This window comes from Citrobacter sp. C6_1 (assembly GCF_014596835.2).
GTDB lineage: Bacteria > Pseudomonadota > Gammaproteobacteria > Enterobacterales > Enterobacteriaceae > Citrobacter > Citrobacter pasteurii.
Map to the genome: position 1 here is coordinate 1,203,530 of NZ_CP115031.1, position 22,330 is coordinate 1,225,859.

Annotated in this window: 22 protein-coding genes; 14 read left to right on the forward strand and 8 right to left on the reverse strand. The window is 52.2% G+C overall.

The annotated features are described in order from the left end of the window. Positions 1 to 30: 30 nt before the first annotated feature. The 4 genes from pssA to trxC all read right to left on the reverse strand — a co-directional run bounded on the left by pssA (position 31) and on the right by trxC (position 5,385). Entirely contained in the window at positions 31 to 1,386 is a 1,356-nt protein-coding gene (gene pssA / locus IB196_RS05865; protein ID WP_005121216.1) for a CDP-diacylglycerol--serine O-phosphatidyltransferase, read from the reverse strand. 114 nt (positions 1,387 to 1,500) lie between these two features. After that, complete coding sequence (gene pat, locus IB196_RS05870) at positions 1,501 to 4,161, reverse strand: protein lysine acetyltransferase (RefSeq protein ID WP_188232166.1); 2,661 nt, start codon at positions 4,159 to 4,161, stop codon at positions 1,501 to 1,503. A gap of 36 nt (positions 4,162 to 4,197) precedes the next feature. Then, positions 4,198 to 4,896: a tRNA-uridine aminocarboxypropyltransferase gene (gene tapT / locus IB196_RS05875; protein ID WP_005121220.1), complete on the reverse strand. Its 699-nt coding sequence runs from the start codon at positions 4,894 to 4,896 to the stop codon at positions 4,198 to 4,200. A gap of 69 nt (positions 4,897 to 4,965) precedes the next feature. Continuing rightward, positions 4,966 to 5,385 carry a thioredoxin TrxC gene (gene trxC, locus IB196_RS05880; RefSeq protein ID WP_003037559.1) on the reverse strand — a complete coding sequence of 140 codons (420 nt, stop codon included), beginning with the start codon at positions 5,383 to 5,385 and terminating at the stop codon, positions 4,966 to 4,968. A gap of 207 nt (positions 5,386 to 5,592) precedes the next feature. Here trxC and IB196_RS05885 point away from each other — a divergent pair, with 207 nt between their 5' ends. Further along, on the forward strand, positions 5,593 to 6,672 hold the full coding sequence (locus IB196_RS05885; protein ID WP_188232165.1) for a tRNA/rRNA methyltransferase: 1,080 nt from the start codon (positions 5,593 to 5,595) through the stop codon (positions 6,670 to 6,672). 33 nt (positions 6,673 to 6,705) lie between these two features. On the opposite strand, the gene ung is transcribed toward IB196_RS05885, so the two are convergent. Beyond that, positions 6,706 to 7,395, reverse strand: a complete 690-nt coding sequence (ung, locus tag IB196_RS05890; protein ID WP_188232164.1) for a uracil-DNA glycosylase — start codon at positions 7,393 to 7,395, stop codon at positions 6,706 to 6,708. A 317-nt stretch (positions 7,396 to 7,712) separates the two neighbouring features. Between ung and grcA the strand changes: the two genes are divergently transcribed. Beyond that, positions 7,713 to 8,096, forward strand: coding sequence for an autonomous glycyl radical cofactor GrcA (gene grcA, locus IB196_RS05895; RefSeq protein ID WP_005121223.1), 384 nt, complete (start codon positions 7,713 to 7,715; stop codon positions 8,094 to 8,096). A gap of 79 nt (positions 8,097 to 8,175) precedes the next feature. On the opposite strand, the gene eamB is transcribed toward grcA, so the two are convergent. Next, the gene (eamB, locus tag IB196_RS05900) at positions 8,176 to 8,763 is read right to left on the reverse strand and encodes a cysteine/O-acetylserine transporter (RefSeq protein WP_188232163.1); all 588 of its coding nucleotides are present in this window, start codon (positions 8,761 to 8,763) and stop codon (positions 8,176 to 8,178) included. A gap of 102 nt (positions 8,764 to 8,865) precedes the next feature. Here eamB and IB196_RS05905 point away from each other — a divergent pair, with 102 nt between their 5' ends. Then, a complete protein-coding gene (locus IB196_RS05905) occupies positions 8,866 to 9,762 on the forward strand; it encodes a LysR family transcriptional regulator (protein WP_137378420.1) in 897 nt (298 codons plus the stop codon). 17 nt (positions 9,763 to 9,779) lie between these two features. Here the strand turns inward: IB196_RS05905 and srmB are convergent, their stop codons facing one another. After that, on the reverse strand, positions 9,780 to 11,108 hold the full coding sequence (srmB, locus tag IB196_RS05910) for an ATP-dependent RNA helicase SrmB (protein WP_003037569.1): 1,329 nt from the start codon (positions 11,106 to 11,108) through the stop codon (positions 9,780 to 9,782). Between the two features lie 130 nt (positions 11,109 to 11,238). Between srmB and trmN the strand changes: the two genes are divergently transcribed. After that, positions 11,239 to 11,976 carry a tRNA(1)(Val) (adenine(37)-N(6))-methyltransferase TrmN gene (trmN, locus tag IB196_RS05915; RefSeq protein ID WP_040233407.1) on the forward strand — a complete coding sequence of 246 codons (738 nt, stop codon included), beginning with the start codon at positions 11,239 to 11,241 and terminating at the stop codon, positions 11,974 to 11,976. On the opposite strand, the gene nadB is transcribed toward trmN, so the two are convergent. Then, positions 11,961 to 13,583 (reverse strand): L-aspartate oxidase, encoded by a 1,623-nt coding sequence (gene nadB / locus IB196_RS05920; protein WP_155021425.1) that lies wholly within the window; start codon positions 13,581 to 13,583, stop codon positions 11,961 to 11,963. The genes trmN and nadB overlap by 16 nt on opposite strands. 263 nt (positions 13,584 to 13,846) lie before the next feature. Here nadB and rseD point away from each other — a divergent pair, with 263 nt between their 5' ends. The 10 genes from rseD (at position 13,847) to recO (ending at position 22,319) form a co-directional block, all read left to right on the forward strand. After that, positions 13,847 to 14,011: a rpoE leader peptide RseD gene (rseD, locus tag IB196_RS05925; protein WP_124022090.1), complete on the forward strand. Its 165-nt coding sequence runs from the start codon at positions 13,847 to 13,849 to the stop codon at positions 14,009 to 14,011. Continuing rightward, positions 14,008 to 14,583: an RNA polymerase sigma factor RpoE gene (rpoE, locus tag IB196_RS05930; protein ID WP_003037573.1), complete on the forward strand. Its 576-nt coding sequence runs from the start codon at positions 14,008 to 14,010 to the stop codon at positions 14,581 to 14,583. Before rseD ends, rpoE begins: the two co-directional genes overlap by 4 nt. A 31-nt stretch (positions 14,584 to 14,614) precedes the next feature. Next, positions 14,615 to 15,265: an anti-sigma-E factor RseA gene (rseA, locus tag IB196_RS05935; protein ID WP_005130332.1), complete on the forward strand. Its 651-nt coding sequence runs from the start codon at positions 14,615 to 14,617 to the stop codon at positions 15,263 to 15,265. Next, the gene (gene rseB, locus IB196_RS05940) at positions 15,265 to 16,221 is read left to right on the forward strand and encodes a sigma-E factor regulatory protein RseB (protein WP_188232162.1); all 957 of its coding nucleotides are present in this window, start codon (positions 15,265 to 15,267) and stop codon (positions 16,219 to 16,221) included. The genes rseA and rseB overlap by 1 nt, the downstream gene beginning before the upstream one ends. Continuing rightward, positions 16,218 to 16,682 (forward strand): SoxR-reducing system protein RseC, encoded by a 465-nt coding sequence (rseC, locus tag IB196_RS05945; RefSeq protein WP_005130330.1) that lies wholly within the window; start codon positions 16,218 to 16,220, stop codon positions 16,680 to 16,682. The genes rseB and rseC overlap by 4 nt, the downstream gene beginning before the upstream one ends. Before the next feature lie 270 nt (positions 16,683 to 16,952). Beyond that, a complete protein-coding gene (gene lepA / locus IB196_RS05950; protein WP_005130327.1) occupies positions 16,953 to 18,752 on the forward strand; it encodes a translation elongation factor 4 in 1,800 nt (599 codons plus the stop codon). Between the two features lie 15 nt (positions 18,753 to 18,767). Further along, positions 18,768 to 19,742 (forward strand): signal peptidase I, encoded by a 975-nt coding sequence (gene lepB / locus IB196_RS05955; protein ID WP_005130326.1) that lies wholly within the window; start codon positions 18,768 to 18,770, stop codon positions 19,740 to 19,742. 238 nt (positions 19,743 to 19,980) lie between these two features. Next, positions 19,981 to 20,661 carry a ribonuclease III gene (rnc, locus tag IB196_RS05960; protein WP_003037579.1) on the forward strand — a complete coding sequence of 227 codons (681 nt, stop codon included), beginning with the start codon at positions 19,981 to 19,983 and terminating at the stop codon, positions 20,659 to 20,661. Beyond that, on the forward strand, positions 20,658 to 21,563 hold the full coding sequence (era, locus tag IB196_RS05965; protein WP_005130325.1) for a GTPase Era: 906 nt from the start codon (positions 20,658 to 20,660) through the stop codon (positions 21,561 to 21,563). Before rnc ends, era begins: the two co-directional genes overlap by 4 nt. A gap of 27 nt (positions 21,564 to 21,590) precedes the next feature. Beyond that, positions 21,591 to 22,319, forward strand: a complete 729-nt coding sequence (gene recO, locus IB196_RS05970; protein ID WP_003037583.1) for a DNA repair protein RecO — start codon at positions 21,591 to 21,593, stop codon at positions 22,317 to 22,319. Positions 22,320 to 22,330 lie beyond the last annotated feature (11 nt).

A 22,330-nucleotide genomic window follows, 5' to 3' on the forward strand; every position in this document is an offset into this window, starting at 1 on the left:
GAAAAACCCCGTCACTGGACGGGGTCTTGGTTACAGAATACGGCTAATTAATCTGTCGATACGAATACGGCGTAATCGACGGATAAGCTTACGTACTTTGACTGGATAGTCGGCAATGCTCTGTAGGTCGCGATAGTGCTTCACGACGGTGGTATGCGTGCGGATGAGCTCCAGCTCTTTATCGCGCTGGGGAGTCAGCTCTTGCTGAGGATCGTGGATAAGGATGGCGTTTTCCAGATCCAGACGCCAGGCGCGAGGGTTAAGGTTGTTGCCAGTCAGCAGCATCCATTTATCATCAACCCACATGCCTTTCAGATGATAGGTGTTGTCATCATCTTTCCATAAGCGCACTACCAACTGGTCGGTATTCACGTAATACTGCAGTCTGCTCAGGAAACGGCGCAGATTTATTTCATACAGATAAGGCAACGCACCGATGATCTTGAATGGCTCATCTTCTGGAATGAAGAAGTCGTTGGCGGTTTTATCACCGACAATGATTTCGACCTTTTTCCCTTCACGCAGTAGTTGAATGATATTGCGCACCAGGATGGCAGGTAGGTTGAAATAAGGCGTACAAATGGTGAGTTTGTGCTCCGCGCAGGGCATGAGGTGGAAAATAGTCTTATTTAACAGACTGGATTTTCCGAGCCCAACCAGCGGCGTGACCGAAAGCTGTTCATTATCCGCATCACCCTGAAAATGGAAGGATGCATCGCGCAATTCCTGACGGTACAGGCGGATATCGTTTTTAATTTCCGGACTTTTAGGACGATGGATATCATCGAGACGATTAACGCCGCGCCCATTCATCAGGTTCTGCGTAACCCAATCGTACATGATATCGGCCATCTTCGCGTTGCGAATCAGCTGATAGCGGTCATAGCGGTATTTATCATGTTGGTGTAAGTAAACATCGTTCAGACTGGCCCCGCTATACAGGACGCTATCATCAATGATAAAGCCTTTAAAATGCAGAACACCAAGCGCTTCGCGGGTGTTAATTGGCACGCCGTAGACAGGGATATCGATACCCGGGTTTTCCTGCGCCATTCGACAATACCAGTCAGCGTTGGTATTCGATGCCGCGGCGCCAATACGTCCACGCTGGGCTCGGTGCCAGTCGACAAGCACCCGTACATCTAGCTCTGGACGCTGCCGTTTTGCCGCATAGAGCGCATCGAGAATGCCTTTGCCACCGTCATCCTGTTCCAGGTACAGTGCAATGATGCAGATCCGTCGCGTCGCGCTGGCTATTTTTTCCAGCAGAGTCTCCCTGAAATTAGCGGGAGCATAAAAGAAATCTACATCATCAACTGACTGAGAAATCTTAGGTAGTTGGGCAAGGTGTTGTTGATGTTTATTACGCTTAAATTTTGACAACATCACAGTGCATTTCTTCTCTGTTCATTGAAGGGTCCTCTGTGCTTTGCAGACGACATAAGCGGGCAATGATACCACCAGTCCCCATTAATGTGGTCAACATTTCCAGTACCTTACTCACGATTCCTCGAATTGGGCCAGATTAAGCGATAGCCCAACAATTCCCTCTTCGAGCTGGACGTCAACGACAAACCCGAGTTTTCGGGCCAGGGCGACCATCCCACGATTGTTTGGCATCGTAATACCATTCAAACGTATAAGTCCGTGATCTCGCGTATATGCGATTAATTTTTCCATCAACCGGCGACCCAATCCAAGCCCTTTGAGATCGGAACGAACCAGCACGGCAAACTCGGCATCAACGTTATCAGGATCCGAGATTGCTCGCGTTACGCCGAGGATCTCTTGCTGATTATCTTTACAGCGTACCGCCACAAAGGCCATTTCCCGATCGTAGTCGATCTGCGTCATATTGGCTAAATCTTCATGGGTGAATTCGTTGATCTCACTGAAATAGCGATAATAAAGATCTTCTTTCGTTACCTGAGATATGAACTGCTGCAGATGAGGTTCATCCTCTGGCAAAATGGGACGGAACAGGCAGCGCTCCCCGTTTTTCAACTCCACCCACTCTTCAAGCTGATGGGGATAAGGGCGTACCGCCAGCCTGCTTTCGTTATCGCCCGTGAAAGGGGCAATATCCAGTGTGACGTCCAGTGCAGTAAATTCCCCAGCAGAGGCCAGTAGAGGGTGGATATCCAGGCGCTGAATTTCCGGACAATCGACGATCAGGTTGGAGACCTGGACCAACAGTTGGCTTAAGCCTGCAATATCTAAGGGACGTAGTGCGCTGCGAGCGCGGATCTTTTTGTTTTTGATCCCCTGGATCACCAGATAACGCGCCAGATTCATGTTCAGTGGCGGCAAGGCCACCACGGCTTGCTCTTCCGGTCGCCACTCAACACCACCTTCACCCAGCATAATCAACGGACCAAATACCGGGTCGTGTTCAACGACGACGCGAAGTTCTTGAGCACCAGCGCGATTCGCCATACTTTGTACTAACAAACCGTGGATACGTGCCTGTGGCCAGGCCATTTTTACCCGATCAAAAATCGCATTGGCTGCCTGCTGCACTTCTGTTGCCGTACGCAGGTACAACATAACCCCCTGAACTTCCGACTTATGCGGAATATCAGGAGAGCGCAGCTTCAGTGCTACCGGGTAACCGATTTGTTCTGCGATGTGTACGGCTTCTGCACTGTCGCTGGCGATCCATGTCGGCAGCGTGTGTAAGCCATAGGCGTGTAAAATCGGCTGTACTTCATGGGTATCCAGCGACGTTGCGCCTTCGGCAATCGCCTGCTGTAACAGATTATGCGCCTCGGCGGTGTTGGTGGTCAGAGAGTCGGGCAGCGCAGGCGTTTCCCGTAGTTGCTTCTGGTTACGTCGATATTCCACCATATGCATAAAGGCGGTGATGGTGCCTTCAGGTGTGCGGTAAGTCGGTAATCCGGCTTCGCTAAACAGTCTGCGTGCTTCCTGGGATGAAAACTCGCCGCACCAGTTGGTCAGCAACGAGACGAACTTGCCGCGCGGATGACGCTTTACCGCTTCGATCAATGCTTGCGCGCTTTCGGTTCCGGGGGCGGCTGCGCTGGGTGAGTGAATCACCATTAGCGCGTCGAAATCCTGGCTGGCGAGCAAAATATCCAGTGTCTTAACATAGTGCTCGCTGCTGGCGTCGTCCCGCAGATCCAGCGGGTTGGCGATATCAACGTGTTCAGGTAGCGCATCGCGTAATTTCTGGCAGGTATCTTCACTCAATGCCGCCAGCTTGCCATTTTTTGACCACAGCTCATCTAATGCCAGTGCGGCAGGCGCGGCTCCATTGCTAATGATCATCAGCCTGTCGCCACGCAGCGGGCGCATGTGGCTCAGGGTTTCCACCGCTGAGAACAGCTCGTGAGTGTCTTGTACGCGCAGTAAACCGGCGCGCTGAATAGCTGCATCCCACGCAGGGTCCATCCCGGCGCTGGTATGCAGTAAACGCTGCGCTGCAGGGCTGCGACCGCTCTTAATCACCAGAATAGGTTTATTGCGTGAGGCGCTACGGGCGGCGGAGACAAAGCGGCGGGCATCGCTTAAATGTTCGAGATACAGCAATATCGCGCTGGTTTTACTGTCGCGTGCCAGGTAATCCAGTAGCTCATCAACGTCGATATCCAGGCTGTCACCCAGCGCGATAAAGTAAGAAAAGCCCATTTCTCTCTGCTGTGCCCAGTCGAGTATGGTATTGGATACGGCTGCGGATTGAGAGATGAAAGCCAGCTTGCCGCGCTTAATCGGGACGGGGGAAAAGCTGGCGTTAAGCCCCTGCCAGGGAGCGAGAAGCCCCAGACTGTTGGGACCCAGCAGACGTATGTTGTAGCGTGATGCGCAGGCCAACAGCTCCGCGTGTTGCGCCGTAGGAGCCGAGAGAATAATGCAGGTTTTACAACCTTTCTCGCCAAGCGCTTCGAGCAACGTCAGGTTGCGGCTGGCATTGGTGCACAATACGGCGAGATCGGGGCTAAAAGGCAGGCTGCTGATATTGGGCCAGGCCAGTACGCCCAACACCGCTTTCCAGGCGGGGGTCACTGGTAAAACGGGGCCGTTGAACCCTCCTGCCAGCAGGTTACGCATCATCAGGTATCCTGCTCGATTGGGCTTCATTGACGCCCCAATCACAGCAATGGATTTCGGTCGCAGTAGTGCTTCCAGACCACGCTGACTCATATCGGCTTCCTTAATGACTCCAGTGACCGAATGATTTTACACGCTTTCTGGCGAGTCTGCTGTGACGCTTCCCTGATGTTGCGTTTTTCCTGCCAGGTAGCGTGTTTTAAAGCGCGTGAAGTGTTCACCTAATCCTTCGGCTGCCTGCTTATCGCCTGCCAGATCCAGTAAAGCGATTGCCACTTCGGCAGTGCAATATTGCCCCTCGGCATGGACTTCGCGCAGATGGTAAGCGGAGAGGCGTGATAGATCGACGGAGATCACCGGCAGGTTATCAAGGTACGGGCTTTTGCGGAACATTTTGCGTGCTTCCGGCCAGGTGCCATCAAGCATAATGAACAGCGGTGGTTTACCCGCCGGTGGTGTGAAAATGACCTCACGCCCCTCGTCGGCATAAGATGCCGGGAATACGACCATCGGCTGATAATCCGGATTTTTCACCAGCTCAAGCAATGCTGACGGCGGTTCGGTACGTGACCACTGAAACGCAGCGGTATCAGGCAGTATATCGGCAATTAAACGCCCGGTATTGCTGGGTTTCATCGGTTCGGTATCAAACATCACCAGGCAAAAACGACTTTTCGCCTGAGCTGGCGTCAGCGTTTCACACAGGCACAGTTTCAGCGGTAGCAGGCAGCGCTGACAGCGACGAATGCGGTTACCTCGGGCAAGAAAAGGGCGCGTGGCGCGCGCAAGACGCTCGGCACGTAACTGGAGAACGGCGTTATTGGTCATCGGGAAGCACGTTGAAAAATGCTATTGTCTCAGAGGACAAAACGGGGCACAAGATGTGCCCCGCAGAGTTTATAATGATTCGTTAAGCCAGCTATCAAACGGGGCCTTAGGTACGGCGCCATTAAGCATGTCGACGATTTCACCTTTTCTGAAGATCATGATGGTCGGGATGCTGCGGATACCGAAGCGGGCGCTGAGCTCACGTTCGGCTTCCGTATTCACTTTAACAAAACGTACTTTACCGCTACGTTCTTCCGCGACATCTTCAAAAATTGGCGCGAAGTTGCGGCATGGGCCACACCAGGGGGCCCAAAAATCAACCACCACTGGGAGATCGTCTTTTAACAGTTTATCCAGTGTTTCACCGGTCGCATTGATCACCTCCCCATCAAACAGGTCGTGACCACAGCGTCCGCATTTAGCCGCTTCCTGGACACGATCGTCGGGGATGCGGTTGATAGCCTGGCAGCTGGTACAAACGGTATTCATAACTAACCTCTGGATGAATGGAGTGGACTTCACGGCAGTAACGCCAGTATGTTTCTATTATGTTACATATTATCGGGGAGTCTGTTCTAAACAACAATGCGTTTTATTCAATGAGTACAATAGTCCTTAGCTTTTAAATGAAATAATGGCTAACGACGTGCACATCGGGTAATCTGCGCGCTTCGCGCAGAGCAGGTGGAGAAAAACATGAGCGACGAACTGAAGAACAAAAACGGCAAGGTCAAAGTGATGTACGTCCGCAGTGACGATGACTCGGATAAACGCACCCAAAATCCACGTACTGGTAAAGGCGGCGGTCGCCCCGGTACTTCCCGAGCCGAAGGCGGTCGTCGCCCTGCCCGTGATGACAGAAAGGGGCCGAACAGCGAACGCGGTCGTGAACGTGGTCGTGACCGCGATGTTGAACGCGACCGTAAACGTGAAGATTCACCGTGGCGTACCGTATCCCGCGCACCGAGTGATGATACTGCGGATAAAGCCGATCATGGTGGCATCAGCGGTAAGAGCTTTATCGATCCTGAAGTACTGCGTCGTCAGCGCGCGGAAGAAACCCGCGTTTATGGCGAAAATGCGTGCCAGGCGTTGTTCCAGAGCCGCCCGGACGCCATTGTCCGCGCCTGGTTTGTTCAGAGCGTCACCCCGCGCTTTAAAGAAGCATTACGCTGGATGGCGGCAAACCGCAAAGCCTATCACGTGGTTGATGAGGCCGAACTGGCGAAAGCATCTGGTACCGAGCACCATGGTGGTGTCTGCTTCCTGATCAAAAAGCGTAACGGTACCACCGTTAAGCAGTGGGTTGGTCAGGCCGGAGCGCAGGATTGTGTGCTGGCGCTGGAAGATATCGCCAACCCGCATAACCTGGGCGGTATGATGCGTAGCTGTGCGCACTTCGGCGTGAAAGGCGTAGTGGTACAGGACGCAGCATTACTGGAATCGGGTGCGGCTATCCGTACCGCTGAAGGTGGAGCAGAGCACGTTCAGCCGATTACCGGTGACAGTATTGTCGACGTGCTGGATGATTTCCGTAACGCGGGTTACACGGTAGTGATGACCTCAAGCGTGAAAGGCAAACCGCTGTTTACAACCACGCTGCCAGAAAAAATGGTGCTGGTATTAGGGCGTGAGCGTGAAGCTCTCCCAGAAGCCGCATGCTCAGCCGACGACCTGTGCGTGGCGATTGATGGTACCGGCAAGGTAGAAACGCTCAACGTTTCTGTCGCGACCGGCGTGCTGCTCGCGGAGTGGTGGCGTCAGAACAAAGCCTGATAATAAAAATGCCAGCGAATCGCTGGCATTTTTTTACTCGCTTTCTGCGGGTAATACCGGCATCCAGTCAACCGGTTTTTCACCTCGTTGTTCCAGCCATTCATTAGCCAGTACAAAGTGATTGCAACCAAAGAAACCGCGATGCGCAGAGAGCGGTGATGGGTGTGGCGCTTTCAACACATGGTGACGCTGCGCATCAATAATCGCGCCTTTCTTCTGAGCATGTGAACCCCAAAGCAGGAAAACCACGCCTTCCCGATGTTGGTTAATCAGGCTGATGACTTTATCAGTAAACGTTTCCCATCCCAGACTAGCGTGCGAATGAGCCTGACCGGCGCGGACGGTAAGCACGGTGTTGAGTAACAATACGCCCTGGCGTGCCCAGCTTTCCAGATATCCGTGCGTTGGGCGGGTGAAGCCGGGAATTGTTGCTTCCAGCTCTTTGTACATGTTCAGCAACGAAGGTGGAGTGGCAACCCCCGGACGAACAGAGAACGCGAGACCGTGTGCCTGGCCTGGACCGTGATAGGGATCTTGTCCCAGAATGACGACTTTCACGTCGCCAAGTTCGGTAAAGCGAAACGCGTTAAATACATCTTTTTGCGGCGGATAAATTGTCATTCCTGACTGACGCTCGCCGGCAACAGTATGCAGTGTGTTAACAAAATAAGGCTGCTGTTTTTCTTCAGCCAGCACATCGTGCCAGGTTAATTCGGTGGCCATCTCGCTCTCCTGCGAATTTTCAATCCCCCTAGCTTAACTGCTTCTTTCGACGTCGCAAAATTCTGTACGTTTCTCAAGGGGCTACCCCTTAAAGATAGTTGAAAATTTATGTAAAAAGTTTATCTGTTTGCATGGCGTAAGTTGATGTAAAACAATAAAATCCACCTATCACCACTTTTGATGTGTGGTTTTTATTGATTTAAATCAAAGATTCAAGGGTGGGTGAGGGGTATATATACACTCAAGCAACAATGGTTTTACCAATTGGCCGGATGCGGCCAACCGAAATCAAATAATTTTGCCGGGGAGGCATCAACATGATTACAGGTATCCAGATTACTAAAGCTGCAAACGACGACCTGCTGAACTCTTTCTGGCTGCTGGACAGCGAAAAAGGCGAAGCACGCTGCATCGTTGCGAAAGCAGGTTTCAATGCTGATGACGTCGTTGCCGTCAGCAAACTGGGCGAAATCGAATACCGTGAAGTACCGGTAGATGTACAGCCAGAAGTTCGTGTAGAAGGTGGTCAGCACCTGAACGTTAACGTTCTGCGTCGTGAAACACTGGAAGATGCAGTTAAGCACCCGGAAAAATATCCGCAACTGACCATCCGTGTTTCTGGTTATGCAGTGCGCTTTAACTCTCTGACTCCAGAACAGCAGCGCGACGTTATTGCTCGTACCTTTACTGAGAGCCTGTAAGGCTCGCGGGGAATAACCCCGCCCAGCAGAGAATCTAAAAGCGGAAGATGCCAGTGCGTCTTCCGCTTTTTTATATCCGTTAGTAAAAAATCCTCACCGCACAATACACCAACAGTAATGCCAGAATGATATTCAACTGCCGACCGTAACGACGAAAAACGCGCTGAAAAAGATGGCCTGCCAGCGCCCAACAGGCATTGCCAAAGGTTCCAATCAACGCCAGCAGAATACTCACTCCAATCAACCAGTGCGCGTCCTGGGTATACGGCAATACAAATGTGGATAACGCGGTAATGCCGTACAAAATGATTTTGACGTTCACAAACTGCAAACCAAAACTCGCCCAAAAGCTAATCGGTTCCGCCTGCAGGCTATCGTTTGAGGCTGGGCTGGTGGCGATTTTCAGCGCCAGCCATAAAATGTAGGCTGCCCCTGCCCAACTCAGCCAATGAATAATAGCCGGATCCAGGACGACCAGCGAAAACGAGATCCCGGCGCACAGCAGCATGACGATTAAAAAGCCCAGACTCATTCCGGCCAGAACACGCGTGCTTTGACGTAAGCCATGTGACGTTGCGGCACTGAGCGCGAGGATATTATTCGGGCCGGGTGTTAGCGCAGTAATCAGTGTATAGATCCAGAATGCACTTAAAAGCATGGGGGTCACTTGTTATCTCCTCTGTTTTAGCAGACAGTACTCGAGACAAAACATTTAAAAAAATGAATGTTTTTGCATTCTAAGTTCGATATTTTCGATGGGTTAGTGCGGATGGATTTACGTCGGTTTATTACGCTAAAAACGGTGGTGGAAGAAGGTTCATTCCTGCGGGCGTCGCAGAAACTTTGCTGTACGCAGTCAACGGTTACCTTTCATATTCAACAGCTTGAGCAAGAGCTCTCGGTGCAGCTGTTTGAAAAAATTGGCCGGCGGATGTGTCTCACCAGTGAGGGCAAACGGCTGATGCCGCATATACATGACCTGACTCGTGTGATGGCATCGATCCGTCAGACGGCGCAACAAGATGCACAGCCAAGCGGTGATCTCCGCGTCGCCACCGGAGAAACGTTGCTGGCCTATAAAATGCCGCAGGTTTTACAGCGCTTTAAACAGCGCGCTCCCAATGTTCGGTTGTCCCTACAGTCGCTCAATTGTTATGTCATTCGTGATGCTCTGCTGGGTGATGAGGTTGATCTGGGGGTATTTTATCGGGTTGGGAATGATGAGGCGCTTGAGATGCTGTCACTGGGTGAACAGTCACTGGCGCTGGTCGCCTCTCCGGCTCTTCAGAATGTTGATTTCACTCAGCATAATCAGCATATTCCCTGCAGTTTTATCATTAATGAACCGCAATGTATTTTTAGACAGCGTTTTGAAAGTCTGCTGCGTAAGCGGCAGATAACGCTGGAAAATACTATTGAGCTATGGAGTATCGAAAGCATCAAGCAGTGTGTCTCTGCGAATCTTGGTGTCAGTTTTTTACCGCGGTTTACCGTTGAGAAGGAATTACACTCAGGAGAATTAATCGAGTTGCCGTTCAGTGAAAAGCCGGAACTGATTACCGCATTGTGCGCACATCATGCCGGAAAAGTCGTTAGCCCGGCGATGCGGGTTTTTATGGAATGTATTACAGAGAGCTTTGTTGCGCATGAAAAAATGCCGGGCTAAACGGCCCGGCACTCGGTTTACTCTTTGTCGGACTGCTGGGTAGCAGCTCCACTTGGCTTACGACGTTTGCCGATATTTTTGGCGTCGCGGTGACGTTTTTTCACCCGTGGCTTCTCTTTCTCTTTCGCTTTTTTCTCGGCGCGCTTCGCCAGCACTTTCTTGGATGGCTTACCGTTGGATTTCTCACTTGGCGCGCGCGTGGTTGGACGCAGTTCGTCGATGACGCGTGCTTTCAGCGGCTCGTCAATATAGCGGCTCGCTTTGCCGAGCAGCAGGTGGTCATGCGCTTCAACCAAAGAGATTGCAGTACCTTTACGCCCGGCACGACCGGTACGACCAATGCGGTGCAGATAGGCATCGCCACTGCGCGGCATGTCGAAGTTAAATACGTGGCTGACGTCAGGAATATCGATCCCGCGTGCGGCAACGTCAGTTGCTACCAGCACGTTCACGCGACCATCGGTCAGGCGCTTGATCGCTTCGTTACGTTTGTTCTGCACCATCTCGCCTTCGAGATAGCAGTTATTAATGCCTGCCTGGCGCAGCCAGCCTGCCAGCTCGTGCACACGTTCGCGTTTGCGTACAAAGACAATTGAGCGGGTCGCTTCCGGCTGTTTTAACAGATGGATCAGCAGGGCAGTTTTGTGCTCGATATCATCGGCACGGTAGTAAAACTGATGGATCTTCTTGCGTTCGCGGGTGGACGGATCCGCCGAGACTTCGACAGGATCTTCCAGCAGACGCTCGGCAAAATCTTTGATCGCATCGCCTTCCAGCGTGGCGGAGAACAGCATGGTTTGCTTACGCCAACGGGTTTCACCGGCAATATGCTCGATGTCCTGGGCAAAGCCCATATCCAGCATACGGTCTGCTTCATCGAGGATCAGCGTTTCAACTGCATGGCAGTCGAAGTTCTCTTCTTTAATGTATTGCAGCAGACGACCAGTGGTGGCGACCACGATGTCCTGGTTTTCGCTAAAGACTTCCATGTGGTTCATGTAAGCCACGCCACCGGTAATGGTGGCGATATCCAGATGCGTATTTTTGGCCAATTCACGGGCGTGTTCGGCAACCTGCATCGCCAGTTCGCGCGTCGGTGTCAGGATTAAAATGCGCGGTGGACCGGATTTCTTGCGCGGGAAGTCGAGCAGGTGCTGCAACGCTGGCAGCAAATATGCCGCCGTTTTACCGGTGCCTGTCGGCGCAGAACCGAGTACATCACGGCCATCGAGCGCAGGCGGAATGGCGGCAGCCTGAATGGCGGTCGGGCGAGTGAAACCTTTTTCCTGGAGGGCATCCAGAAGGCTTTCATCGAGTTCAAGTTCGGAAAAAGTCGTTACAGTCATGTTCTACCTCTGAGTGGGGCGCTGATTATAGACGTTACGGCTGCAATCTTCATCTGTTTGTATGGATATACCTTCTCAGGTATTGTTTTTATCCTATGTTATCGTTTTTTTTCCAGGAAGGTTGTTCTTCATGCCCCAGTCTACATCCGTACTTCGGCGTAATGGATTTACTTTTAAGCAGTTTTTTGTGGCACATGATCGTTGTGCAATGAAAGTCGGAACGGACGGCATTTTATTGGGTGCCTGGGCTCCTGTGGCTGGTGTAAAACGGATCCTTGATATTGGTACCGGGAGCGGTCTGCTGGCGCTGATGTTGGCCCAACGTACAGATAAAAACGTCATCATTGATGCTGTTGAGCTTGATGTTGACGCCGCGCAGCAGGCACAGGATAACATCGCGCAATCTCCGTGGATGCATCGTGTGAGGGTACATTCAGAGGATGCTCAGCAATGGGTACCGCGCCAGACCGTACGTTTTGACCTGATTATCAGCAATCCACCCTATTATGAACAGGGTGTGGAATGCGCAACCCCGCAACGTGAACAGGCGCGCTACACGACCACGCTCGATCACGAAGCATTGCTCACCCTGGCGGCTGACAGCATTACGGAAGAAGGTTTTTTTTGTGTGGTGCTACCGGAGCAGATTGGTAACGCGTTTACCCAGCAGGCACTTAGCATGGGCTGGCATCTGCGATTGCGCACGGATGTAGCAGAAACCGAGGCTCGTCTACCACATCGGGTTTTGCTGGCATTCTCCCCGCAGGCCGGGGAGTGCTTTAGTGACAGGTTGGTTATCCGTGGGTCAGACCAGCGTTATTCTGAAGGCTACACGGCGCTGACCCAGGCGTTCTATCTGTTTATGTGATGACTGAGCGGCGAGAGAATTGACGGGCCCGCCTCTGGAAGTTGTTCTGGATAATCCAGCGTGTAGTGCAGGCCCCGACTCTCTTTGCGCATCATCGCGCAGCGGACAATCAGCTCGGCAACCTGCACCAGATTGCGCAGCTCCAATAGGTTGTTCGACACACGGAAATGGGCGTAATACTCGTCGATTTCCTGTTGCAGCATGGTGATACGACGCAGGGCGCGTTCCAGACGTTTAGTGGTGCGCACAATACCGACGTAATCCCACATAAACAGCCGCAGCTCATGCCAGTTATGCTGAATGACAACCAACTCATCCGGGTTTTCTACCCGGCTTTCATCCCAGCCCGGGAGCGTGCTGACGCCGCGTGCATAAGGCATACGCCTGTCGATATCTTCGGCCGCGGACCAGCCGTAAACCAGGCACTCCAGCAATGAGTTCGACGCCATGCGGTTGGCGCCATGCAGGCCGGTATAACTCACTTCGCCGATCGCATACAGCCCGTCGACATCTGTACGACCAAAGTCATCAACCATCACGCCGCCGCAGGTATAGTGCGCGGCAGGAACGATAGGGACCGGCTCTTTGGTCAGATCGATGCCCAGTCCCAGCAATTTTTCGTAAATCATCGGGAAATGCTGACGAACAAATTCTTCTGGCTTATGGCTGATGTCGAGGAACATGCAGTCAGCACCCAAACGCTTCATCTCATGGTCGATGGCACGGGCGACAATATCACGTGGGGCAAGCTCGCCGCGTTTGTCAAAGTCGGGCATAAAGCGTGAACCGTCCGGGCGCTTCAGGTGTGCGCCTTCGCCACGTAGCGCCTCGGTCAGCAGAAAATTGCGTGCCTGCGGATGATACAGCGCCGTCGGGTGAAACTGGTTAAATTCCAGATTGGCGACACGGCACCCTGCGCGCCAGGCCATTGCAATTCCGTCACCCGAAGAAATATCCGGATTGGTGGTGTATTGATACACCTTTGACGCGCCGCCGGTTGCCAGCACTACCGACTTCGCATGGCAGGTTTCGACGGCTTCTTTATTACGATTCCAGATCCATGCGCCGACAACCCGACGCGTTCCCGGCAGACCGATTTTATCGGAGACAATCAGGTCGACAGCATTACTGCGTTCGAGAACCCGGATGTTGGGATGATTTTGTGCCTGGCTGACGAGGGTGGTTTCAACTTCTTTGCCGGTGGCATCCGCAGCGTGCAGGATGCGTCGATGGCTATGACCGCCTTCACGGGTCAGATGGTAACTCTCTTCACCATTGGGCTGAACCTGCGTATCAAATAAGACGCCTTGATCAATTAGCCACTGGACACATGAACGGGCGTTACTGGCAACAAACTCAACGGCATGACGATCGCACAGCCCGGCCCCGGCAATCAGCGTATCTTCAACGTGGGAGTCAATGCTGTCGGTTTCATCGAAAACAGCGGCAATACCGCCCTGAGCATAAAATGTCGAGCCTTCACTGACAGGCCCCTTGCTCAGAACAATAACCTGATGTTTTTCAGCCAGCCGCAGAGCCAGTGAGAGTCCGGCAGCCCCGCTGCCAATAATCAGCACGTCACAGGATAATTCAGGAGTCGTATTCATGATTTTTGTTTAATTTACTAAACAGTGTTTGATCACCATAGCACCACATTGCGCGATACTGCACGTTTTATTTTTAATCGTGTTGCAATGGCTAAACACAGAGGAAAGGCATGTGGATGAGTGAAAGAGCAAAAATATTTTGTGAAGCAGGCCGTTAGCATCAGATTATGAGGTGAAATAAAGTGGCTGTTGGGTTACTCTGCAGGCGGTGAAATGGGCATTTCTATACAGATAGTGCGTTGATCGGGTTATGTAGACTTATAATGAGAGATAAGACCTGTCTACAACATGACAAACAAAAACAAATGCGTAACGGAACTTTACGAAACTTGAGCACTCTAAGCTTTTGCTTGCTCATAGTGAAGCTTATGGAGTGGCGTTTCGAAAGCGCGTGGAAATTTGGTTTGGGGAGACTTTACCTCGGATGAGCGAGCAGTTAACGGACCAGGTCCTGGTTGAACGGGTCCAGAAGGGAGATCAGAAAGCCTTTAACTTACTGGTGGTTCGCTACCAGCATAAAGTGGCGAGTCTGGTTTCCCGCTATGTACCATCGGGCGATGTTCCCGATGTTGTACAAGAAGCATTTATTAAGGCCTATCGTGCGCTGGACTCGTTCCGGGGAGATAGTGCTTTTTATACCTGGCTGTATCGTATTGCAGTCAATACAGCGAAGAATTACCTGGTCGCTCAGGGGCGTCGTCCACCTTCCAGTGATATAGATGCGATTGAAGCAGAAAATTACGAAAGTGGCGGTGCGCTGAAAGAAATTTCGAACCCTGAGAACTTAATGTTGTCAGAAGAACTGAGACAGATAGTTTTCCGAACTATTGAGTCCCTCCCGGAAGATTTACGCATGGCAATAACCTTGCGGGAGCTGGATGGCCTGAGCTATGAAGAGATAGCCGCTATCATGGATTGTCCGGTGGGTACGGTGCGTTCACGTATCTTCCGAGCGAGGGAAGCTATTGATAATAAAGTTCAACCGCTTATCAGGCGTTGACGATAGCGGGATACTGGAAAAGGTATTAGGCATGCAGAAAGAAAAACTTTCCGCTTTAATGGATGGCGAAACGCTGGACACTGAGTTACTCAAAGAGCTGGCTCATGACCCGGAAATGCAAAAAACCTGGGAGAGTTATCACCTGATTCGCGATTCCATGCGAGGTGATACCGCCGACGTTCTCCATTTCGATATTTCCGACCGCGTAATGGCTGCTATCGCAGATGAGCCAGTACGTCAGGCGGTGCCATTGATTCCTGAGGCCCAGCCAGCACCGCATCAGTGGCAGAAGATGCCATTCTGGAAGAAAATGCGTCCGTGGGCCGCGCAGCTTACCCAAATGGGTGTGGCCGCGTGTGTATCACTTGCAGTTATTGTTGGCGTCCAGCACTATAATGGACAATCTGAAACGTCCCAGCAGCCCGAAACGCCGGTATTTAATACATTACCGATGATGGGTAAAGCCAGTCCGGTGAGCCTGGGTGTACCTTCTGACGCGACGGCCAGCGGCGGTCAGCAACAGCAGGTACAGGAGCAGCGTCGTCGTATTAATGCCATGTTGCAGGATTACGAACTGCAACGTCGACTGCACTCCGAACAGCTTCAGTTTGAGCAGGCGCAAACACAGCAAGCCGCTGTCCAGGTGCCAGGAATTCAAACTTTAGGAACGCAATCGCAGTAATGAAGCAACTTTGGTTTGCCATGTCACTTGTGGCTGGTAGCCTGTTCTTCTCTGTAAACGCCTCGGCCAATCCTGCGTCCGGGGCGTTGTTGCAGCAGATGAATCTGGCCAGCCAGTCGCTCACCTATGAGCTGTCATTTGTCAGCATCAATAAGCAGGGTGTTGAATCCCTACGTTATCGCCATGCCCGCCTGGATAACCGTCCGCTCGCGCAACTGTTGCAAATGGATGGCCCGCGCCGGGAAGTGGTGCAACGTGGCAACGAAATCAGCTATTTTGAGCCAGGTCTCGAACCGTTCACGCTGAACGGCGACTATATCGTTGACTCTCTGCCATCCCTGATTTACACCGACTTCAAACGTCTTGCTCCCTACTATGATTTTATCTCTGTAGGCCGCACCCGTATTGCCGACCGACTCTGTGAAGTGATCCGCGTGGTAGCCCGTGACGGTACGCGTTACAGCTACATCGTCTGGATGGACACCGAAACCAAGCTGCCAATGCGTGTCGATCTCCTCGATCGGGATGGCGAAACGCTGGAACAGTTCCGCGTTATCGCCTTTACTGTTAACAACGGTGTCAGCGATAGCATGCAGACGCTGGCGAAAGCCAATCTGCCGCCGTTACTGTCAGTTCCTGCGGGTGAGAAAACCAACTTTAACTGGAGTCCGTCGTGGTTGCCGCAGGGCTTCAGCGAGGTTTCCAGCAGTCGACGCCCGCTGCCGACGATGGATAACATGCCGATCGAATCACGGCTTTATTCCGATGGTCTGTTCAGTTTCTCCGTAAACGTAAACCGTGCGTCGCAAAACAGCGCCGATCAGCTGCTGCGTACCGGACGTCGAACGGTCAGTACTACCGTGCGGGATAATGCCGAAATCACTATCGTCGGTGAGCTTCCGCCGCAAACGGCGAAGCGTATTGCAGACAATATCAAGTTCAGGGCCGCGCAATGATTAAAGAATGGGCAACGGTTGTTTCCTGGCAAAATGGTCTGGCAACGGTCAGCTGCGATGTTAAAGCATCGTGTAGCAGCTGCGCCTCGCGGGCTGGATGCGGCAGTCGAGTGCTGAACAAACTGGGGCCGCAAACAACGCATACTATCGTGGTACCCAGCGATGAACCGCTGACGCCAGGGCAGAAAGTTGAACTGGGTATTGCCGAAGGGAGCCTGTTAGGCTCGGCGATGCTGGTTTATATGTCTCCGCTGGCGGGACTCTTTATTTTTGCTGCGCTGTTTCAGGTGCTGTTTGGCAGTGATATCGCCGCACTCAGCGGGGCGATACTGGGCGGCGTGGGGGGATTCCTGATTGCGCGAGGATATTCCCGTAAGCTTGCTGAGCGCAAAGCCTGGCAACCGGTTATTCTCAACGTAGCTCTCCCGCCTGATCTGATTCGTGTTGAAACCCAGCAGTGATATCTTTGCCTGATGGCGCTGCGCTTATCAGGCCGACAGCGTCCTCAGATGCAGAGGTAGGCCGGATAAGGCGTTTATGCCGCCATCCGGCAAAAGTTTCACTGACTTTGCAAAGTTGTTTCCAGTTCCCGCTATCCTTGCTCTATGAACATTTCCTCGCCTCAGCGATGTAGTGTAGAATGCGGCGTTTCACTAAAACAGACGTTAAGCTCAGAACAGCGACTTCTCAGAGCCTGCCCAGGCAGGCGTAAGGCACAATAATTACACTATATGAAGAACATACGTAACTTTTCAATCATAGCTCACATCGACCACGGTAAATCGACGCTGTCTGACCGTATTATCCAGATCTGCGGTGGCCTGTCTGACCGTGAAATGGAAGCGCAGGTTCTCGACTCGATGGATCTTGAGCGTGAGCGCGGTATTACTATCAAAGCGCAGAGCGTGACGCTCGATTTTAAAGCATCTGATGGTGAAACCTACCAGCTTAACTTTATCGACACCCCGGGCCACGTTGACTTCTCTTATGAAGTTTCACGCTCGCTTGCCGCCTGTGAAGGCGCACTGTTGGTCGTTGATGCCGGGCAGGGTGTTGAAGCGCAAACACTGGCTAACTGCTATACCGCCATGGAAATGGATCTGGAAGTGGTGCCGGTACTGAACAAAATTGACCTGCCAGCCGCCGATCCAGAGCGTGTGGCGGAAGAGATTGAAGATATCGTCGGTATCGATGCGGCTGACGCTGTCCGTTGCTCGGCGAAAACCGGCGTTGGCGTGACCGACGTTCTTGAACGTCTGGTGCGTGATATTCCGCCGCCGGAAGGCGACCCGGAAGGCCCGTTACAAGCGCTGATTATCGACTCCTGGTTCGACAACTATCTCGGTGTGGTCTCGCTGGTGCGTATTAAAAACGGCACCATGCGTAAAGGCGACAAAATTAAAGTGATGAGCACCGGGCAGGTTTACAACGCCGACCGCCTGGGGATCTTTACGCCGAAGCAGGTTGACCGTACAGAACTGAAGTGTGGCGAGGTAGGTTGGTTAGTTTGCGCTATTAAAGACATCCTCGGCGCACCGGTAGGCGATACCCTGACGCTGGCTCGTAACCCGGCAGATAAACCCCTGCCTGGCTTTAAAAAAGTGAAGCCGCAGGTATATGCGGGTCTGTTCCCGGTCAGCTCCGACGACTACGAAAACTTCCGTGATGCGCTTGGTAAGCTGAGCCTCAACGATGCTTCCCTGTTCTACGAGCCGGAAAGTTCTACCGCGCTGGGCTTCGGCTTCCGCTGTGGCTTCCTGGGGCTGCTGCACATGGAGATCATTCAGGAGCGTCTGGAACGTGAATACGATCTGGATCTGATCACCACTGCGCCGACCGTAGTTTACGAAGTGGAAACCACCGCGAAAGAGACTATCTACGTCGATAGCCCGTCCAAGCTGCCGCCGCTGAATAACATTTACGAACTGCGCGAGCCGATTGCTGAATGTCATATGCTGCTGCCGCAGGCGTACCTCGGCAACGTTATTACGCTGTGTATCGAGAAGCGTGGTGTACAGACCAACATGGTTTACCACGGTAACCAGGTTGCGTTGACCTATGAAATCCCGATGGCGGAAGTGGTGCTCGACTTCTTCGATCGTCTGAAGTCGACCTCTCGTGGTTACGCGTCGCTGGATTATAACTTCAAACGCTTCCAGGCGTCTGACATGGTGCGCGTTGATGTTCTCATCAACAACGAACGCGTCGATGCACTGGCACTGATTACCCACCGCGATAACTCCCAGAGCCGTGGCCGTGAACTGGTCGAGAAGATGAAAGATCTGATCCCTCGCCAGCAGTTTGATATCGCAATTCAGGCGGCCATTGGTACGCACATCATTGCGCGTTCAACGGTGAAGCAGCTGCGTAAAAACGTTCTGGCTAAGTGCTACGGTGGCGATATCAGCCGTAAGAAAAAGCTGCTGCAAAAACAGAAAGAGGGTAAAAAGCGAATGAAGCAGATCGGTAACGTCGAACTGCCGCAGGAAGCCTTCCTCGCTATTCTGCATGTCGGTAAAGACAGCAAATAATCTTAAGGAGTTGGCATGGCGAACATGTTTGCCCTGATTCTGGTGATTGCCACACTGGTGACGGGCATTTTATGGTGTGTAGATAAGTTTGTCTTCGCGCCAAAACGCCGGGAGCGCCAGGCTGCGGCACAGGCCGCTGCAGGCGATTCACTGGATAAAGCAACGCTGAAAAAAGTTGCCCCTAAGCCGGGCTGGCTGGAAACCGGTGCGTCTGTTTTCCCGGTACTGGCTATTGTGCTGGTGGTGCGTTCATTTATTTATGAGCCGTTCCAGATCCCGTCGGGTTCGATGATGCCAACACTGTTGATTGGTGATTTTATTCTGGTAGAGAAATTTGCCTACGGAATTAAAGATCCTATTTATCAGAAAACGCTGATCGAAACCGGCCATCCGAAACGCGGCGATATCGTGGTATTTAAATACCCGGAAGATCCGCGCCTGGACTACATCAAACGCGCTGTCGGTTTACCGGGAGACAAAGTGACGTATGATCCGGTGGCGAAAGAGGTGACGATTCAGCCTGGATGCAGTTCTGGTCAGGCGTGTGAAAACGCGCTGCCGGTAACGTACTCTGATGTTCAGCCAAGTGATTTTGTACAGACGTTTGCTCGCCGCAACGGCGGGGAAGCGACCAGCGGTTTCTTTGACGTTCCGCTGAATGAAACGAAAGACAACGGTATTCGCCTGACCGAGCGTAAAGAAACGCTGGGTGAGGTAACACACCGCATTCTGATGGTGCCAATCGCGCAGGATCAGGTGGGGATGTATTACCGTCAGCCGGGTCAGCAGTTAGCCACCTGGATCGTTCCTCCGGGGCATTACTTCATGATGGGCGATAACCGTGACAACAGCGCGGACAGCCGTTATTGGGGATTTGTACCGGAAGCAAATCTGGTGGGTAAAGCGACCGCTATCTGGATGAGTTTCGACAAACAAGAAGGTGAGTGGCCAACAGGCGTTCGTTTGAGCCGCATTGGTGGCATCCACTAATTGCTGATAATGGTTCACGCTGTTGTCTTAATAACAACAGCGTGAATTATTTCTCGGATTAATTCCCTCAGACTAACGACATCCCTTGTCGTTGTGTATAGAATATTCCCCCGAAGTTTTAGGTTGGCACCGTCAGGTTGCCACGGCACACGAAACAGCGTTGGTTTCTCTAATGACGGATGTATATCAGGTCTGTTTCGTGTGCTGAATTGTTGACGCATTCATTTATTGGTATCGCATGAATCCCATCGTAATTAATCGGCTTCAACGGAAGCTGGGCTACACTTTTAATCATCAGGAGCTGTTGCAGCAGGCATTAACTCACCGTAGTGCCAGCAGCAAACATAACGAGCGTTTAGAATTTCTGGGCGACTCTATTTTGAGCTTTGTTATTGCGAATGCGCTGTATCACCGTTTCCCGCGTGTGGACGAAGGTGACATGAGCCGCATGCGCGCCACGCTGGTGCGTGGAAATACGCTGGCTGAATTAGCCCGTGAATTTGACCTCGGTGAATGTTTACGCCTGGGACCGGGCGAGCTGAAAAGCGGCGGTTTTCGTCGCGAATCAATTCTGGCCGATACCGTCGAAGCGTTGATCGGCGGCGTCTTCCTCGACAGCGATATTCAAACCGTTGAACAGCTGATCCTGAACTGGTATCAGACTCGTCTGGATGAAATTAGCCCTGGCGATAAACAAAAAGATCCGAAAACGCGCCTGCAGGAATATTTGCAGGGTCGCCACTTGCCGCTGCCGTCTTATCTGGTGGTGCAGGTTCGTGGTGAAGCACACGATCAAGAATTTACTATCCACTGCCAGGTCAGCGGCCTGAGTGAACCGGTGGTTGGCACAGGTTCGAGCCGTCGTAAGGCTGAGCAGGCTGCCGCCGAACAGGCGTTGAAAAAACTGGAGCTGGAATGAGCATCGATACAACTTACTGCGGATTTATTGCCATCGTCGGTCGCCCGAACGTCGGCAAATCCACCCTGTTGAATAATCTGCTTGGGCAGAAGATTTCCATCACCTCACGTAAGGCGCAGACAACACGTCACCGCATTGTCGGTATTCATACCGAAGGTGCGTATCAGGCGATTTATGTTGATACCCCGGGCCTGCACATGGAAGAAAAGCGCGCCATCAACCGCCTGATGAATAAAGCGGCGAGCAGCTCGATTGGTGATGTTGAACTGGTTATTTTCGTTGTCGAAGGCACGCGCTGGACGCCGGACGACGAAATGGTGCTTAACAAGCTGCGCGACGGTAAAGCGCCGGTAATTCTGGCCGTGAACAAAGTTGACAACGTTCAGGAAAAAGCCGATCTGCTACCGCACCTGCAGTTCCTGGCAAGCCAGATGAACTTCCTCGATATCGTCCCGATCTCTGCCGAGACTGGCCTGAATGTTGATACCGTTGCGGGCATCGTACGTAAGCATCTGCCGGAAGCTATTCATCACTTCCCGGAAGATTACATCACTGACCGTTCTCAGCGGTTTATGGCTTCTGAAATCATCCGCGAAAAGCTGATGCGTTTCCTCGGCGCTGAATTGCCGTATTCCGTAACCGTTGAGATTGAGCGTTTTATCTCCAACGAGCGTGGTGGCTACGATATTAACGGTCTGATCCTCGTTGAACGTGAAGGGCAGAAGAAGATGGTTATTGGCAACAAAGGGGCCAAAATTAAAACCATCGGCATCGAAGCGCGTAAAGACATGCAGGAGATGTTCGAAGCGCCCGTTCACCTCGAACTGTGGGTGAAAGTAAAATCTGGCTGGGCCGATGACGAACGCGCGCTGCGTAGCCTCGGTTACGGCGACGACGTCTAAACCCATCTTCTGAAACACGGCGAGTATATGGAAGGATGGCAACGAGCCTTTGTCTTGCATAGTCGCCCCTGGAGCGAAACCAGTCTCGTGCTGGACGTCTTCACGGAAGAGTCGGGTCGCGTGCGCCTTGTCGCCAAAGGCGCACGTTCTAAACGTTCCAATCTGAAAGGCGCACTCCAGCCTTTTACCCCGTTGTTGCTTCGCTTTGGTGGACGTGGTGAGGTCAAAACTCTACGTAGTGCTGAAGCCGTTTCTCTGGCACTCCCTCTTAGCGGTATCACGCTGTACAGCGGCTTGTATATCAACGAGCTTGTCTCGCGCGTCCTTGAATACGAGACCCGCTTTTCTGAACTCTTTTTCGATTATCTGAACTGTATTCAGGCGCTGGCTGGTGCGACAGGTTCGCCAGAGCCTGCGCTGCGTCGCTTTGAGCTGGCCTTACTTGGACATCTGGGATACGGCGTCGATTTTACCCACTGTGCGGGCAGCGGCGAGCCGGTAGACGACACCATGACCTATCGTTACCGGGAAGAAAAAGGGTTTATTGCCAGCGTTGTTATTGATAACAACACGTTTACCGGACGCCATCTCAAAGCGCTTGAGTCGCGTGAATTTCCCGATGTCGATACGTTACGCGCCGCGAAACGCTTTACCCGCATGGCGTTAAAGCCGTATCTTGGTGGTAAGCCGTTAAAAAGCCGGGAACTGTTCCGGCAATTTATGCCAAAACGCGCAGTAAAAACAAATAATGATTAATGAGGATTGTC